The 14088-nt window shown below is 72.8% G+C and carries 14 protein-coding genes; 10 read left to right on the top strand and 4 right to left on the bottom strand.

The window, feature by feature from the left end; genetic code table 11:
• Positions 1–14 precede the first annotated feature (14 nt).
• Together ADK55_RS17050 and ADK55_RS17045 are read left to right on the top strand one after the other, a co-directional pair.
• On the top strand, positions 15–767 hold the full coding sequence (locus tag ADK55_RS17050) for a lipopolysaccharide biosynthesis protein (protein WP_053679618.1): 753 nt from the start codon (positions 15–17) through the stop codon (positions 765–767).
• Entirely contained in the window at positions 764–1906 is a 1143-nt protein-coding gene (locus tag ADK55_RS17045) for a GNAT family N-acetyltransferase (RefSeq protein WP_053679616.1), read from the top strand. Before ADK55_RS17050 ends, ADK55_RS17045 begins: the two co-directional genes overlap by 4 nt.
• Positions 1907–1944: 38 nt before the next feature.
• Here the strand turns inward: ADK55_RS17045 and ADK55_RS17040 are convergent, their stop codons facing one another.
• The gene (locus ADK55_RS17040; protein ID WP_053679614.1) at positions 1945–3447 is read right to left on the bottom strand and encodes a glycoside hydrolase family 26 protein; all 1503 of its coding nucleotides are present in this window, start codon (positions 3445–3447) and stop codon (positions 1945–1947) included.
• 293 nt (positions 3448–3740) lie between these two features.
• On the opposite strand from ADK55_RS17040, the gene ADK55_RS39240 reads away from it, so the two are divergent.
• From ADK55_RS39240 to ADK55_RS39235, 5 genes are all read left to right on the top strand, one after another.
• The gene (locus ADK55_RS39240; RefSeq protein WP_199826549.1) at positions 3741–5216 is read left to right on the top strand and encodes an ATP-grasp domain-containing protein; all 1476 of its coding nucleotides are present in this window, start codon (positions 3741–3743) and stop codon (positions 5214–5216) included.
• A 103-nt stretch (positions 5217–5319) separates the two neighbouring features.
• Positions 5320–6585, top strand: coding sequence for an NAD(P)-binding domain-containing protein (locus ADK55_RS17030; protein WP_053679610.1), 1266 nt, complete (start codon positions 5320–5322; stop codon positions 6583–6585).
• Between the two features lie 43 nt (positions 6586–6628).
• On the top strand, positions 6629–6856 hold the full coding sequence (locus tag ADK55_RS17025) for a hypothetical protein (protein ID WP_053679608.1): 228 nt from the start codon (positions 6629–6631) through the stop codon (positions 6854–6856).
• 57 nt (positions 6857–6913) lie between these two features.
• Positions 6914–8959 carry a SpoIIE family protein phosphatase gene (locus tag ADK55_RS17020; RefSeq protein WP_107089213.1) on the top strand — a complete coding sequence of 682 codons (2046 nt, stop codon included), beginning with the start codon at positions 6914–6916 and terminating at the stop codon, positions 8957–8959.
• Between the two features lie 70 nt (positions 8960–9029).
• Positions 9030–9197, top strand: a complete 168-nt coding sequence (locus ADK55_RS39235; protein ID WP_199826548.1) for a hypothetical protein — start codon at positions 9030–9032, stop codon at positions 9195–9197.
• A 131-nt stretch (positions 9198–9328) separates the two neighbouring features.
• Here ADK55_RS39235 and ADK55_RS17015 read toward each other — a convergent pair whose 3' ends face one another.
• A complete protein-coding gene (locus tag ADK55_RS17015; RefSeq protein WP_053679603.1) occupies positions 9329–9766 on the bottom strand; it encodes a DUF6299 family protein in 438 nt (145 codons plus the stop codon).
• Between the two features lie 170 nt (positions 9767–9936).
• On the opposite strand from ADK55_RS17015, the gene ADK55_RS17010 reads away from it, so the two are divergent.
• Both ADK55_RS17010 and ADK55_RS17005 read left to right on the top strand, forming a co-directional pair.
• Entirely contained in the window at positions 9937–10548 is a 612-nt protein-coding gene (locus ADK55_RS17010; RefSeq protein WP_053679602.1) for a DUF4352 domain-containing protein, read from the top strand.
• 56 nt (positions 10549–10604) lie between these two features.
• A complete protein-coding gene (locus ADK55_RS17005; RefSeq protein WP_053679600.1) occupies positions 10605–11099 on the top strand; it encodes a DUF5949 family protein in 495 nt (164 codons plus the stop codon).
• 93 nt (positions 11100–11192) lie between these two features.
• Here ADK55_RS17005 and ADK55_RS17000 read toward each other — a convergent pair whose 3' ends face one another.
• Positions 11193–12446 carry a cytochrome P450 gene (locus ADK55_RS17000; RefSeq protein ID WP_053679598.1) on the bottom strand — a complete coding sequence of 418 codons (1254 nt, stop codon included), beginning with the start codon at positions 12444–12446 and terminating at the stop codon, positions 11193–11195.
• A 54-nt stretch (positions 12447–12500) separates the two neighbouring features.
• A complete protein-coding gene (locus ADK55_RS16995) occupies positions 12501–13655 on the bottom strand; it encodes a low temperature requirement protein A (RefSeq protein ID WP_078999021.1) in 1155 nt (384 codons plus the stop codon).
• Positions 13656–13749: 94 nt separating this feature from the next.
• On the opposite strand from ADK55_RS16995, the gene ADK55_RS16990 reads away from it, so the two are divergent.
• The gene (locus tag ADK55_RS16990) at positions 13750–13971 is read left to right on the top strand and encodes a hypothetical protein (RefSeq protein ID WP_053679595.1); all 222 of its coding nucleotides are present in this window, start codon (positions 13750–13752) and stop codon (positions 13969–13971) included.
• The last annotated feature ends 117 nt before the right edge of the window (positions 13972–14088 follow it).

Raw genomic sequence — 14088 nt, 5'->3', positions numbered from 1 at the left:
AAGCGAGCACGCACATGGCCGACACCGCCGACCAGAAGAAGTCCGACCAGACGAAGGCCGAGCAGAGGAAGTCCGAGCAGAGGAAGTCCGACCACCGCTCCGCGAAGAAGGCGCGGACCCGGTTGTCGGCGCCCGTGTGGTGGCCGTTGCCCGCCTGCGCGCTGCTGGGACTGGCCGCCGGCGGGGCGTACGGGGTGCTCAAGGCGCCCGAGTACGCCGCCACCAGCTACGTCGTCGCCGTCCCGGACGACACCACCGAACCGGCCACCGCCCTCGGCTTCGCCCAGGCCTACGCCCGCATCGCCACCAGCAACTCCACCCTCGCCTACGCCCAGCCCCGCGCCGGCATCAGCGCCCACCGGCTGCGGACCCAGGTGCGCGCCGAGACCTCCCCCGAGTCCCCGATGATCGCCATCACCGGTACCTCCAAGAGCCCGGCCGAGGCCGCCGACATCGCGAACGCGGTCGCCGACGCCCTGTCGCTGAGCAGCAACCAGGCCGCCAAGAACACCGGCGTGCAACTGCTGCTGTTCAACCAGGCCGTCGCACCCACCGACCCGGCCTCGGCCTCCGCGCCGCTCAGCGGAGCCGTCGGACTCTGCGCGGGCGGGCTCGTCGGCGGCCTGTGGATGCTGGCCCGACCCGGGCGCCGGCGTACCGACGAGGTCGTCGCCGAGGTCGCCGAGAGCCCCGTGGCCGGCGAGTTCGCGACGCTGCCCGCGCAGGGCGAGCACACCACGGCCAAGGAGAAGGAGTCCGTGCGATGAGTGCGGGCTCCGCCGGGGGCCTGTCGGTGACGCTGTGTCGGGACCCCCGGCAGTTCGCCGCGCTGGAAGAGCCGTGGAACCGGCTCGTCCGCGGCTGCCCCACCGCCACCCCCTTCCAGAGCCACGCCTGGCTGCACTCCTGGTGGCTGTCGTACGGGAAGGAGGGCCGACTCCGGCTCGTCCTCGTGCGCCGCGGCGAGGAACTGGTCGGCGTCGCCGCGCTGATGCTCGTACACCGCCCGCTGCCGCTGCTGGTGCCGCTGGGCGGCGGGATCACCGACTACTTCGACGTGCTCGTGGCCCCCGAGCACGCCGATCAGGTCGTTCCGGCGCTGGCCCGCGGGCTGCACCGGGCCGCCCGCGGGGCGGTCGTCGACCTCCGCGAGGTGCGGCCCGGGGCGGTCGCGGAGACGCTGTTCCGGGAATGGCCCGGGGCGCGGGCCAGGCTCACCGACTCCACCTGCATGGAACTGCCCGCGCTGCCCTTCGACGAGCTCGTCCGGCGCATGCCCTCCTCCGGGGCCCAGCGGGTGCGGGCCAAGCTCCGCAAGACCGACGCGGCCGGGATCGAGGAGCACGACGTCACCGAGCAGGAGGTGCCGCGTGCCGTGCGGACGCTGCTGCGGCTGCACGAGAAGCAGTGGCGGGGGCGCGGGGTGACCCCCGAACACCTCAAGCCGCGCTTCGCCGAGCACCTGACCCGGGCCGTCCGGCGGATGGTGCGCGTCGGGGAAGGTCGCCTCACCGAGTTCCGACTGGACGGGAACGTGGTCGCGGCCAACGTCACGCTGCTCTCGTCGGCCCTGAGCGGCGGGTACCTGTACGGGGCCGACCCGGACCTGCGCGACCGCAAGGTGGACATCGCCACGCTGCTGCTGCGCCACGAGGCCGGCCGGGCGCTCGCGGAGGGGCGGCCGGTGGTGAGCTTCCTGCGCGGCAACGAACCGTACAAGAACCACTGGCGGCCCGAAACGGTGGTCAACCAGCGGTTCCTGCTGGCCACCAACGCGCTCGCGCCCCTGCTGCGACTGCACGAGTCGCAGGTGTCGGGGCGCGAGCGGGCGGTGGACGCGCTGCGCGAGGCGATGCCGGGCGCCAGGGACTGGCGGGCGCGGCTCAACGAACTGCGGGTGCGATGACGGGAGTCACGCGACCCCGCCCGGACGGGCCGGTTCGCCTAGAAGGGCCAGAGCCAGCCCTTGCGCCAGTCGAGCTTGACGCAGACGGCCTGGTTGCCGACGAGCTTGGACAGCCACTCCCCGAAGTTGAGCGGCACGCACCACTGCGTGTTGTTGACGGGCGGCTTCGGCGTCGTCGGCTCGACCGGCTCGGGCGTGGCGACGGGCGTGAGCGGGCTCGGCGCCGCCGGGCTCGGCGCGACCGGGCTGGGGGCCGCGGGGGAGGGGACGGCCGGGGAGGGCTCCACGACGGGAACCTCCGGGGACGGGCTCACCGGCGCCTCGACGGAGGGCTCCGCGGACGGCTCGGCGGGAACGTCCACCGGCGGGACGACCGGCGGGACGACCGGTGGGACGACCGGTGGGACCGACGGTGCCTGGGGCGTGGGCACCTGCGGTGTGGGGATCTGCGGGGTCGGGACCTGGGGGGTGGGGACGACCGGGGTCGGGACCACGGGGGTCGGGATCACCGGAGTGGGGACCACCGGCGTGGGGACCACCGGCGTCGGGGTGACCGGGCCGGGCTTTTGCGGGGTGAGGGCCTCCTTGAACACCTTCGAGGACTGGGGGTTCTGCTTGCACTGCCAGACGCCGTGCGGGCAGTAGTCCGTGATGGTGTGATAGAGCGGCTTGTGCTGCTCGATCCACTTGAGCATGCGCCGCACGTACTCCGGATTGTCACCGCGCCGGAACAGGCCCCACTCCGGATACGAGATCTCCTTGCCGTGTGCCTTCGCGAAGTCCACGTGCTGCTGGAGGCCGTACGGCTGCGAGATCTGTTCGTCGAAGTCCGTGCCGGGACCCTGGTCGTACGAGTCCATTCCGATGATGTCCACCACGTCGTCGCCCGGGTAGCACTTGGTCCAGCCGATCGCGTCGGTACCCCGGTTCGGTGCGAAGTCGAACGTGAACTTCTGGCCGGGCACGGACCGCATCGCGGCGACGGCGCGCTTCCAGTACCGCTTCCAGTTCTCCGGGTCGGGCCCGCAGCGGTGGGTGTACGTGGTGCCGTTCATCTCCCAGCCCAGGACGATGACGGTGTCCGGGACGCCCAGCCCCACCAGTCGTTCGGCCAGCCGCTTGAAGTGCGGGTCGTAGTCGCCCTGCGCGCCCGCCCTGATCAGCTGGGCCACCTGGCGGTCGGACACCCGCTCCTCGTTGCGCTCCTGCATGGGCACGTTGAGGACGAACATCCGGTCGTCGTCCTCCCGGCGCCACGCGGCCCAGTCCGCGAGGAAATTCACGTTGCCCTCGATGCCGGCCCACCGGTCGCCGGGCAGATAGGTGTGCCCGACCCTGATCTCCTTGCCGCCCAGCCAGTTCGACAGGTACGGGATCCGGGCCACCCCCGACGGCCCGTAGTCGAGATAGGCGCCCATGGCGATGTCGGAGCCCTTGGGTGCTTCCTCGTCGGGCGCCGCGAGCGCGGCGCCGGAGGCCAGCAGTCCGGCCGTGACCGTGCCGACGCAGGTGCTCGCCAGTCGGCGGCGTGGTGTGGGCATGGCGTCTCCCGAGCTTCCCGAACCGGTGTGCTTGTCAACGACGTTAGGCATCACATCCGACGAATGGCCTGTCCGGTGACCGCTGCATAGGCCATTCGCAGGCGCACACCACCCCCGCTTGGTCCGACTAGGTGAAAGACACCGTTTTCATGCACGCGTTCGCCAACCATGTGCCCGCCGTTCTGCTCCGACTCGATCGCAACCCGTTCCACCACGGAACCCTCGGCGCCGTCAGATCCCTTGGGCGCAAAGGCGTGGAGGTCCATGTAGTCGTCGAGGCCGGGGGAGGTCCGGTGAGGCGCTCGCGGTATCTGCGCGCCGTGCATCCCGGGCCGGTCGGCGGGCTCGACCCCGAGACCCCGCAAGCCTTGCTGGACTGCCTGCTCACCGTGTCCGAGCGGATCGGGCGCCCCGCGGTGCTCGTCGCGATGGACGACCTCAGCGCCATCGCAGTCGCCCGGATCGCCCCGGCGCTCGACGAGCGGTATCGGATTCCCCATCAGCCGGACGGACTGCCCGCGCGGGTGGCCGACAAGGCCGAACTGTCGCGGCTGTGCGCGCGGTGGGACATCCCGCACCCCGAGACGGTGATCCCGGCGAGCGGGGCCGAGGCGTCCGAGGCCGCCTGGCGGTTGGGGCTGCCGGTGGTGGCGAAGTGGAGCCGGCCGTGGCTGCTTCCGGCGGGCGAGGGGCTGCGGAGCACCACGCTGCTGCACAGCGCGGCCGAGGCGCGACGCCTGTACGAACGCTCGGCGCGGGCGGGCAGCCGGCTGCTGCTCCAGCGGTTCCTGCCAGCCGGTCAGGACACCGACTGGTTCTTCCACGGGGCCTTCGCGCGGGGCGGACATCCGCTGCTCGTGGGGTCCGGGCGCAAGGAACTGTCCTGGCCGGTGCGGACTGGGCTGACGGCCGTCGGACGGTGGCTGCCGGACCCGGCGGTGGAGGAGGCGGGGCTACGGCTCGCCGAACGCCTCGGCTACCAGGGGATCCTGGACCTCGACTTCCGACGCGACGAGCGGGGCTGCTTCCGGCTGGTGGACTTCAACCCGCGTCCCGGGGCCCAGTTCCGGCTGTTCACGGACACGGGCGGACTGGACGTGGTCCAGGCGATGTACCTGGACCTGACGGGGCAACGGGTACCGACCCCCTCGGGCGGGCCGGGCCGGGTGTTCGTCGCGGAGAACTACGCGCTGCTGGCGGCGGTACGCGGACGCCGGCTGCCGCTCGCCCCGCGGCCGGGGCGGGGAGCGGCGCGGGGGGCGGCGTCTCGGCCGCACCCGGTCCGGAACCCGGCCCCGGAGCCCGGCGCGGCCCCGGCCGCCGGCGGCTCCCGGGACGGGGTCGTGATCCCGGACCCGGCGCGGCCGGACCGGCCCGGCCGGGCGGCGGAGCACCGGGTGGGCCAAGGCGCCGCGACCCCGGGCCGGAGTGACGGCGGGGGGCCGGGGTCCGCCGCGACCGGGCCGGCCACCGCTGGGCCGGCGCGGGCCGCGCCGAGGGACCGGCGCGCCGAGGTGGAGGCGGCCTGGTTCGCCTCGGACGACGTGATGCCGTTCGTCGCGATGGTCACCGCGTTCCTGGGCCGGGGCTTCGGCAAGGGGGCCCGGGTCCTGCGCGGCTTCCCCGAGCAGGGCCGCCGTACCGCCCGGGCCGTGGTGCGCGCGCCCCGTCAACGCGGTCGGGAACAGGCGTCCGAGGGCGCCGGCGGACCTGCCGCGCGCCCGGCCCCGCCGGAGGCGGCCGAACCGGACGAGCTGGTGAGCCGGTGACACACCTCATCCGGTGACACGCCTCATCCGGTGACCACCCCCGCCCCGGGCGGGCCCGTCCGGGGCGGTCGGCCATGACATTGGAGGGACAGCGATGACACGAATGGACGACCTCGTCGTGGTCGGCGCGGGGCCGTACGGGCTGTCGATCGCCGCGCACGCCGCGGCGGCCGGACTCCGTGTACGGGTACTGGGGCGGCCCATGGCGTCCTGGCGGGACCACATGCCCGAGGGGATGTACCTGAAGTCGGAGCCCTGGTCATCCAACCTGTCCGCGCCCGGCGGGCGGCACACCCTCGCCGACTACTGCGCCGGCCGGGGCGTGCGGGCCGAGCACGGCGGACCGCTGCCGATCGGCACCTTCAGCGCGTACGGGCTCTGGTTCGCCGGGAGGGCCGCGCCCGAGGTGGAGGAGGTGACGGTCACGGAGCTGACCCCGCAGGGGGGCGGCTTCCGGATCAGGACCGCGCAGGGGCCGCCGCTGTTCGCCCGTACCGTCGCCCTGGCGGTGGGGGTGATGCCGTTCGTGAACTTCCCCGCCGTACTGCGGGACCTGCCGGCCGCCCACTACTCGCACAGCAGCGGCCACCGCGACCTGACCCGGTTCGCCGGCCGGGAGGTCGCGGTGCTCGGGGCCGGGCAGGCGGCCCTGGAGACCGCGGCCCTGCTGGCGGAGGCCGGGGCGCGACCGTGTCTGGTGGCCCGGCGGCCCCGGCTGAACTGGAACACCGTCCCGCAGCCCCTGGAACGGTCCCCGCTGCGGGCCCTGCGCGACCCGCACAGCGGGCTGGGCACGGGATGGCGCAGTTGGGTGTGGTCGGAACTGCCGTGGGCGGTGCGCCGGCTGCCCGCGGCGACCCGGGAACGCATCGCCGCCACGGCGCTGGGGCCCGCCGGCGCCTGGTGGCTGCGGGACCGCTTCGAACAGCGGGTACCGGTGCTGCTCGGCCGCCATCTGCACCGGGCGGTCGCGGTGGGCGACCACACCCGACTGGAGCTGACCTCCGCGACCGGGGAGTCCGTCGTCCTCGACACCTCGCACGTCATCTCGGCCACCGGATTCGCCCCCGACCTGCGCCGACTGGAACTGCTGGACGTCGGGCTGCGGACCGCGCTGCGCACCGTGGGCGGCGGCGGAACGCCCGAGCTGAGCGCGGGCTTCGAATCATCGTGGCCCGGGCTGTTCTTCGCGGGTCTGCTGACGGCTCCCTCATTCGGCCCTTCCATGCGATTCGTGCACGGTGCGGGCTTCACGGCGGGGAGACTGGTGAAGGGAGTCCTGGGGAGGCTCGGAGCCCGGGGTCGACTGCCGGGTTCCGCCCCCGGCGACCGGCTCGACCGGGCCGCCGCCGGGCACCCCGAGGCGTAGCCGCGGTGAGACGGGTACACGGTGAGAGGTGAGAGGGGTCGCGATGGGCGCGGAGCGAGCACAGGGCGGCCGTGGCTGGGTACGCATCCCCGCCAGCCGTGCGGAACAGCCGCCGGGCCGGCCCAAGGGCGCGACCTTCGGCCCCGGTGACCAGTCCACGATCTACCTCTCCCTGCTGAAGCGCTGGCGAGAGGCCGGACGCACCCTTCCGGGGCATCCTGACGAAGAGTGGGAGCGGCTGATCTCCCAGCCGTGCTGGCCCGGCCGTTAGGTGGTGTGACGCGTGGCAGCGGCGGAGCGACCCGACAGACCCGCGCCGGACGGCGGCATGCCCGTGACCGGAGCCGGGGAACGGCTCGCGCTGAACGGCATGGGCAGCTACGACTGGGACCTCGGCGCGGGGACCGTGTCGCTCGACGAGGCCGGCCTGGTCGTCTTCGACCTGGAGCCGGAGGAGTTCGACCACACCCCCGAGGGCCTGGGGCTGCGGGTTCCGGCCGATGACACCGCGCGGCTCGCGGACACCGTGGTCGGGGTGCTGGACAGCGGTGAGGAGACGTACGGCTCCTATTTCACGGTGCGCCGGCGCGACGGCCGCGACCAGTGGACCCACATCCAGGGGAGGGTGCTGCGCGCCCCCGACGGTCGACCCCTGCGGATCGTCGGCATCGTCCGGGACGCGACGGCCGAGCTGGCCCACCTCACGGTGCTGCGGAAGCTGGAGTCGGCCCGCGCCCAGCAGGCCACCATCGTGCAGCGGACCACCGAGGCCCTGTCGCGGGCCGTGACCGTGGACGATGTGACGGCCACCCTGACGGGCACGGGAGCCTTGGAACGGCTCGGCGCGGACGGGCTCGCCCTCGGGCTCGTGGAGAACGGCGCCATCAAGATCATCGCGTTGAGCGGGGAGTCCCTGGAGATCCTCAACGAGCGCAGATTCACCCGGCTGGACGGTTCGCTGCCGCTGTCGCAGGCGGTCCTCAGCCGCAAGGCCCGGTTCGTCACCTCGCTGTCCGAGCTGGCGGCCGAGTTCCCGATGTTCACGGACTACCTGAACCGGATCCGCTACGACGCGGCCGCCTACCTGCCGCTGATCGCGCAGGCCAAGGCCATCGGCGGACTGGTCCTCTTCTACAAGCGGCTCAGCGAGTTCAGCCCCGAGGAACGCAACCTCTGCCTGGGCCTGGCCGGCATCGTGGCCCAGTCGCTCCAGCGGGCCCTGCTCTTCGACCAGGAACGGGAGTTCGCCACCGGCCTCCAGGCGTCGATGCTGCCGCGCCGGATCCCTGAGATCACCGGTGGCGAGATCGCGGTCCGCTACCACGCCGCCTGGAGCGGGCGCGAGGTCGGCGGCGACTGGTACGACGTGATCGCGCTGCCCCGCGACCGGGTCGGCATCGTCGTGGGCGACGTGCAGGGCCACGACACCCACGCCGCCGCCATCATGGGCCAACTGCGCATCGCCCTGCGCGCCTACGCGGGGGAGGGGCACCCGCCGTCCACCGTGCTGGCCCGGGCCTCCCGCTTCCTCGCCGAACTCGACACCGAACGCTTCGCGACCTGCATGTACGCGCAGGTGGACCTGGAGACCGGAGGGGTACGCGCCGTCCGCGCGGGCCACCTCGGACCGCTGATCCGCCACACGGACGGCCGAACGGGCTGGCCCAACGTGCGCGGCGGCCTGCCCCTCGGACTCGCCTCGATCTTCGAACGGGAGGAGTTCCCCGAGACCCGGCTGGACCTGGTGCCCGGCGAGACCCTCGTGCTGTGCACCGACGGGCTCGTGGAGGAACCGGGCACCGCCATCACCCAGGGCATGGAGGCACTGGCCCACGCCGTCCGCAGCGGCCCCCAGGAGGCCGGGGCGCTCGCCGACCACCTCTCCGACCGGCTCTGGGAACGCTGGGGCTCAGGCGACGACGTGGCCCTGCTGGTGCTGCGCCGGGCTCCCGACCCGGGCACGCACCGGGCGCCCCGCATCCACCAGTACATCCACCAGGCCGACCCCGAGGGCCTCTCGGAGGCCCGCTACGCCCTGCGGCAGGCCCTGCGCGACTGGGGCATGGCGGAACTCGCCGACGACGTGGAGCTGGCAGCGGGCGAACTGCTGGTCAACGCCCTGCTGCACACGGACGGCGGAGCGGTGCTGACCATGGAGGTGCTGCCGGAACCGGTGCGGCGGATCCGGCTGTGGGTCAAGGACCGCTCCAGCGTGTGGCCCCGCCGGCGCACCCCGGGGGAGTCGGCCACCACGGGACGCGGGCTGCTGCTGGTGGACGCGCTGGCCACGCACTGGGGGGTGGAGTCCCGGGGCGACGGAAAGGCCGTCTGGTGCGAGTTCGACGCCGGGGGCGTGCGGCCGGGCGCGGAGTGACCGGACGATCACCCCGAGTTGTGGCCTGCCGGAGGGGGAGTGATGATGCCGCCATGAAACGGATTCTGCTGTGCGCCGCCTGAACAGGGGCGCGATGACGGGCATCCTGGCCCTGCTCCTGCTGGCGGCCGGGGTGCCGAAGGCGGTGGACTGGACGACGGGGCGTCCGCACTCGGACCCCGGGTGTCAGACGGTGGCGTTCATGTCGATGACCGGTGTCGCCCCGGAGTGCCGTTGACGCGGGGGATCCGGTCGCGGCCGGCGACCGGGCTCCGGTCCCGGCCGGCTACGGCGAGGACCCGGTAGCGGCCGTTCACGGCGAGGATCCGGTAGCGGCGGCTACCGGACCGGTCGGCGTCGGCGCCGGGATCACCGGTGGTCGAACACCTCGATCTTCCTGCCGTCCTCGGCGAGCGTGTCGATCGAACGCGGCATCAGCCCCGAGAAGTGGACCTCCTGAAGCTGCGCCACGGCCTCGGCGCGACCGGCGTGCAGGCCCGGCGTGAAGCGCACGGAGCCGCGCGCCTCCCAGCGGTGCCGCTCACCGTCGCAGCGGGCGTCGCCGGCGGCGATGGTGAGGCGGAGACCCTCCTGAACGACGGTCGCCTTGATCTGGACCGCCCCTCTGGGTGACGAGCCCTCGCAGAGGTAGGTCCCGGAAAGGGTGACGGAGCCTTCCTCGGTGATGTGGGCGTAAGGCTGTACGGAAATCTCCTGGTTGAAAACAGTGGCGTTCGCCGGAGTGGTGAATACCGAGGCGGCGGCCAGCGCGGAGAGCGCCGCGAGAGTAATTCGGCGGCCGGACATGACCATTTTTCCTCCAGTGGGAAGCGGATGGCGGGATGCTGCCGGAAGCATTCTGCTGGCAGTTGGCGGGCAACTCGCTCCCTACGCTCGTGTCGGTGTGTGCAATTGCCCGCTCGGGCGCGTGAAACTGACCGGAATACATCCCCCGAAGATCCCCGAAGGGATCCCGCATGCGTCAGCCCGCTTCCGTCCTCGCCGCAGCCGCCCTCCTGCCCCTCCTGCTGATGGGCGCCACCGCCTGTCAGAGCGTGCCCGAAGGGGCCGCCGTGGCCCCTGCGGCGGTACCCGCCGTCCCGGTGGACGACGGGGTGCCGGGAGCCGACGGCGACCCGGCCGCACCCGGCCCGGCGGTGGTGCGGGCGACCGCGAAGGACGCCCGTGTGGGTGACTCCGTACGGGTGCCGGGCCGGCAGGTGGGGCAGCACCTCCAGGTCGTGCTCAACGCGTACGTGGACCCGGCCGTCAGCGTCGAGAAGAACTTCGCACCGACCGCCGGGAAGCGCTGGGTGGCCGCCTCCATGTCGTTCGTCAACGTGGGGGGAGCCTCGTACGGGGCTCTCGGGAGCATGTGGGCGTACGACGGCGCGGGACAGCGCCACGCGGTCGTGCCCACCGGCGAACTGACAACCGGCAAACCCCTCGTCTTCGATTCCCTGGAGGTCGGTGAGCGGGCCGAGGGATGGGTGGCGTTCGAAATCCCGGAAAGCGCGCGCGTCGTACGGCTCCAGTACCAGGACGCGAACATGCAGGCGAATTCCGGAGGGGGATTCTGGGCCGTATAGCCCGCTCGGGTGAAAGGCCGCGAGGGGGTGGCCGAGAGGCCACTAAGGTGCGGCGCATGACTTCCACCCAAGCCGAAATCGACCGGTCCCAGCTCGGCACCCTTTCCGTGCTCGCCTGGATCGGTGACCCCTCCGAGGGTCACGACATCCCGTACCTCCTCGCCTACACCCTGGGCGACGGCCCGGGCGGCAAGGAGGCCGGCGAGGCGGCCGCCCGAGGTCTCCTGGAGGAGATCGGCCTGCCGATCGGGGACGTGGTCATGGACGGGACCCTCAAGGCGGCCACCTTCCCGGTGAAGATCCTGCTCGCCGACCACCAGATCGCGCTGACCCTGCCCGGTCTCAACGCCACCTGCACCGCCCCGCCGGAGTGGGTCGCCGCCGCCCACGAGAGCGGGCAGGCCTACTTCCTGTTCGCCACCCGCGCCTGGCCCGAGGCCGTTCCCGGGCAGCCGGTCTCCGCGGAGGTGCTCCAGGCCTTCGCGGGCGACGAGGAAGTGCTGACCAGCAGTGCCCACTGCGTGCTCACGGTGCAGAGCCTGCGCGGCTGACACGGCCCCGGCGCCACCGCCCACGCTCCGGCCGCCGGGCTCCCAGCCCGCCCGGTGGCCGGTCGCGGTGGCCAATCCCGGTGGCCGGTCGCGTCACGGCTGTTCGAAGGCGAAGCGGAGCGAACGCACCCGGTTGTCGAAGTTCGAACCCGCCAGATCCGGCAGGCCCACCGCGCGCAGCCCCACAGGCCGGGTCAGCAACTCCCGGAACAGTGACCTCATCTCCACCCGGGCCAGATGCGCGCCCAGGCAGAAGTGCGGACCGCCGCCCCCGAACCCCAGGTGCGGATTGGGCGAGCGGGTGATGTCGAAGGCGTCGGGGTCGGGGAAGACCGCCTCGTCGCGGTTGGCCGAGGCGTAGTACAGCACCACCTTGTCGCCGGGCGTGAACAGGTGCCCGCCGAGGTCGTGTTCGGCCACCACCGTGCGACGGAACTGGATGATCGGCGTCGAGTGGCGGATCATCTCGTCCACCGCGCCGTCCGCGTACGCCTCGAAGTCCGACAGCAGCAGATCGCGTTGGTCCGGGAAATCGGTCAGCAGGGTCAGCCCGTGCGTGATCGCGTTCCGGGTCGTCTCCACGCCGGCCACCATCAACAGCGAGAAGAACGCACCGAGCTGCCGGGCACCCAGGGCCTGGCCGTCCACGTTCGCGCAGACCAGCGCCGAGATGAGGTCGTCGGTCGGATTCCTGCGCCGTTCCCGCCCGATGCCCGCGACCATCCGCTGCATCCGGGCCAGCGCGCGCAACCCGCGCCCCGGCATCCGCAGCCGGGCGGCGAGACCCCGCTCCACGCCGATGTGTTCGGAGGCGTGGTTGACCCGGTCCGCGATCTCGGCCCGGTAGGCCTGCGGGATGCCCATCATGTTGCAGATGACCTCCAGCGGCAGCCGGGAAGCCACCGCCGAGACGAACTCGTCGGGCCGCTCGTCCAGCACGTCGTCCACGATCCTGGCCGCCACCGCGTGGATGTCCTCCTCGGCCGCGGCCAACAGCCTCGGGGTGAAGGCCCGCTGCACGACCTTGCGCAACCGCGCGTGGTCGGGGCCGTCCAGGTTGACCATGGAGTCCCCGAACAACGCCCGTACCCAACGCGGCGGCTCCGGGGTCGTGACCCCGGGCGCGCTCGCGAACACCTTGGGCAGCCGGCTCGCCTCCTGCACGTCCGCGTGCCGCACCAGGGCCCAGTGGCCCCGATCCCGGCCCTCGGGCACGTACACCGGGGAATCGAGCGCCCGCAGCCGGGCGAAAGCCGCCAGCCGAGTCTGCGGGGGTGACTGCCAGAAGGCCGGATCGGCCAGCTCGGCCCCCGGTCGGTCTTCGTACCGCTGTGCCGGGACTGTCATGCCCGCACCTTCTTCCCATTCGTCGGCAGCACGCCGAATCGCCCCCGACCGTCTTCACGCACCAGAACGCGCCCGCTCGGCCAAGGTCACGCCCACCGCCACCGTGGCGGCCGCCACCAGTCCGATCCACAGCACCGCGTGCTCGCCGGTCCAGGAGCACGCGAGGACGGCCAGGGCCGAGATCGGGAGCACCAGCTGCTGGGCCATGCCCCGCTTGAAGTGACGGGAGTGCAGGAACCACACGAAGAGCAGGAACAGCGCGGCCGGGACGGCCACCGCGAGGTTCGCGGCCAGGTCGGAGACGTGCGCCTTGCCCACCGCCTGCTCGATCGCCACCTCGATGCCGGCGCCGATCGCCGCCGCCGACGCCAGGATCACGAAGTGCCCGTAACCCCACGGGATGGCATCGCGGTTGGTGCGCAGCCCCTCGTGCACGGGGACCGCGAAGTAGATCCACCAGGCGGCGAAGACCAGCAGCAGACCGCCCGCCGCGATCGGCAGCAACTCGCCCAGTGCCTCGTGCTCGTCGATCGCCGACTGCACGGCGACCGTGCTGGCGGCGATGGTCTCGCCGAGCACGATGATGGTGAACAGGCCGTACCGCTCCGCGATGTGGTGCGGATGCCACGGCGTCTGGTGACCGTGCTCCGCGATGACCGGCACCGCCAACTCCGCCACCACCATGACCAGGAACAGCCACTGCCGGGCGCTCTCGGGGGCCAGGAGCAGCGCCGTCCAACCCGCCTGACAGATCAGCAGCCCCACCGCGTAGGTGATCGCGCAGCGGCGGGCCGGACCGCGCTCCCCGGCGGCCGCCCGCAGCCACTGGAAGGTCAGCGCGATGCGCATCACCAGGTAGCCGATGACCGCGACGGTCCAGTCGTTGTCGTTGAAGGCGCGCGGGATCCCGGCCGAGTACACGAGCACCCCGGAGATCTGCACCAGGGTCGCGATCCGGTACGGGATGTCGTCGACGTCGTAGGCGGAGGCGAACCAGGTGAAGTTCATCCAGGCCCACCACACCCCGAAGAACACGAAGAGGTAGCCGGTGATGCCGCTGCCCACGTGCCCCTCCGCCAGGGCGTGGACGAGTTGGCGGCCCGCCTGTGCCACGCCGACCACGAAACACAGGTCGAAGAAGAGCTCCAGGGGAGTCGCGGCGCGGTGGCTCTCGTCCCGGCTCCGGGCGGTCATCGGTACGTACGTCATACGGCCCAGCACAGCAGCCGGTCGCGGGTCGGCAGGCGAGGCGCGCGGCCCGTGGCGCCCGCGTACCCCGGGCGGACTCGTCGGGGGACATCGCGTGCCGGGGTTCGACGCCCCGGGGGTCGATGGGCAGGGCCGCGTGGAGCACGGCTTCGACGCCCCGGGCTTCGACGACTCCGGCTTCGACGGGATGGGCACCGACAACCCCGGCCGGTCGTTCCCGGTGGTGGAGCCCCGGTCCTTGGCGCGGTGGACGGAGCGACCAACGCACTGCGTGGGACGGGACCTGCTTCCGTCGCTCACGGTGCGTTTCCTCTGACGCGTGCCACCCCGGCGCGGTACCGCCCGGGCCGCCCCATCGCGCACTGGATGCCGCAGGCCCCGTCCCACCTTCCGGCAGATCCCGGTGATCTTCCGGGACCAGCACATGCGGGCG

This window comes from Streptomyces sp. WM4235 (assembly GCF_001279725.1).
Lineage (GTDB): Bacteria > Actinomycetota > Actinomycetes > Streptomycetales > Streptomycetaceae > Streptomyces.
This window is presented reverse-complemented; position numbering and strand designations above follow the sequence as displayed.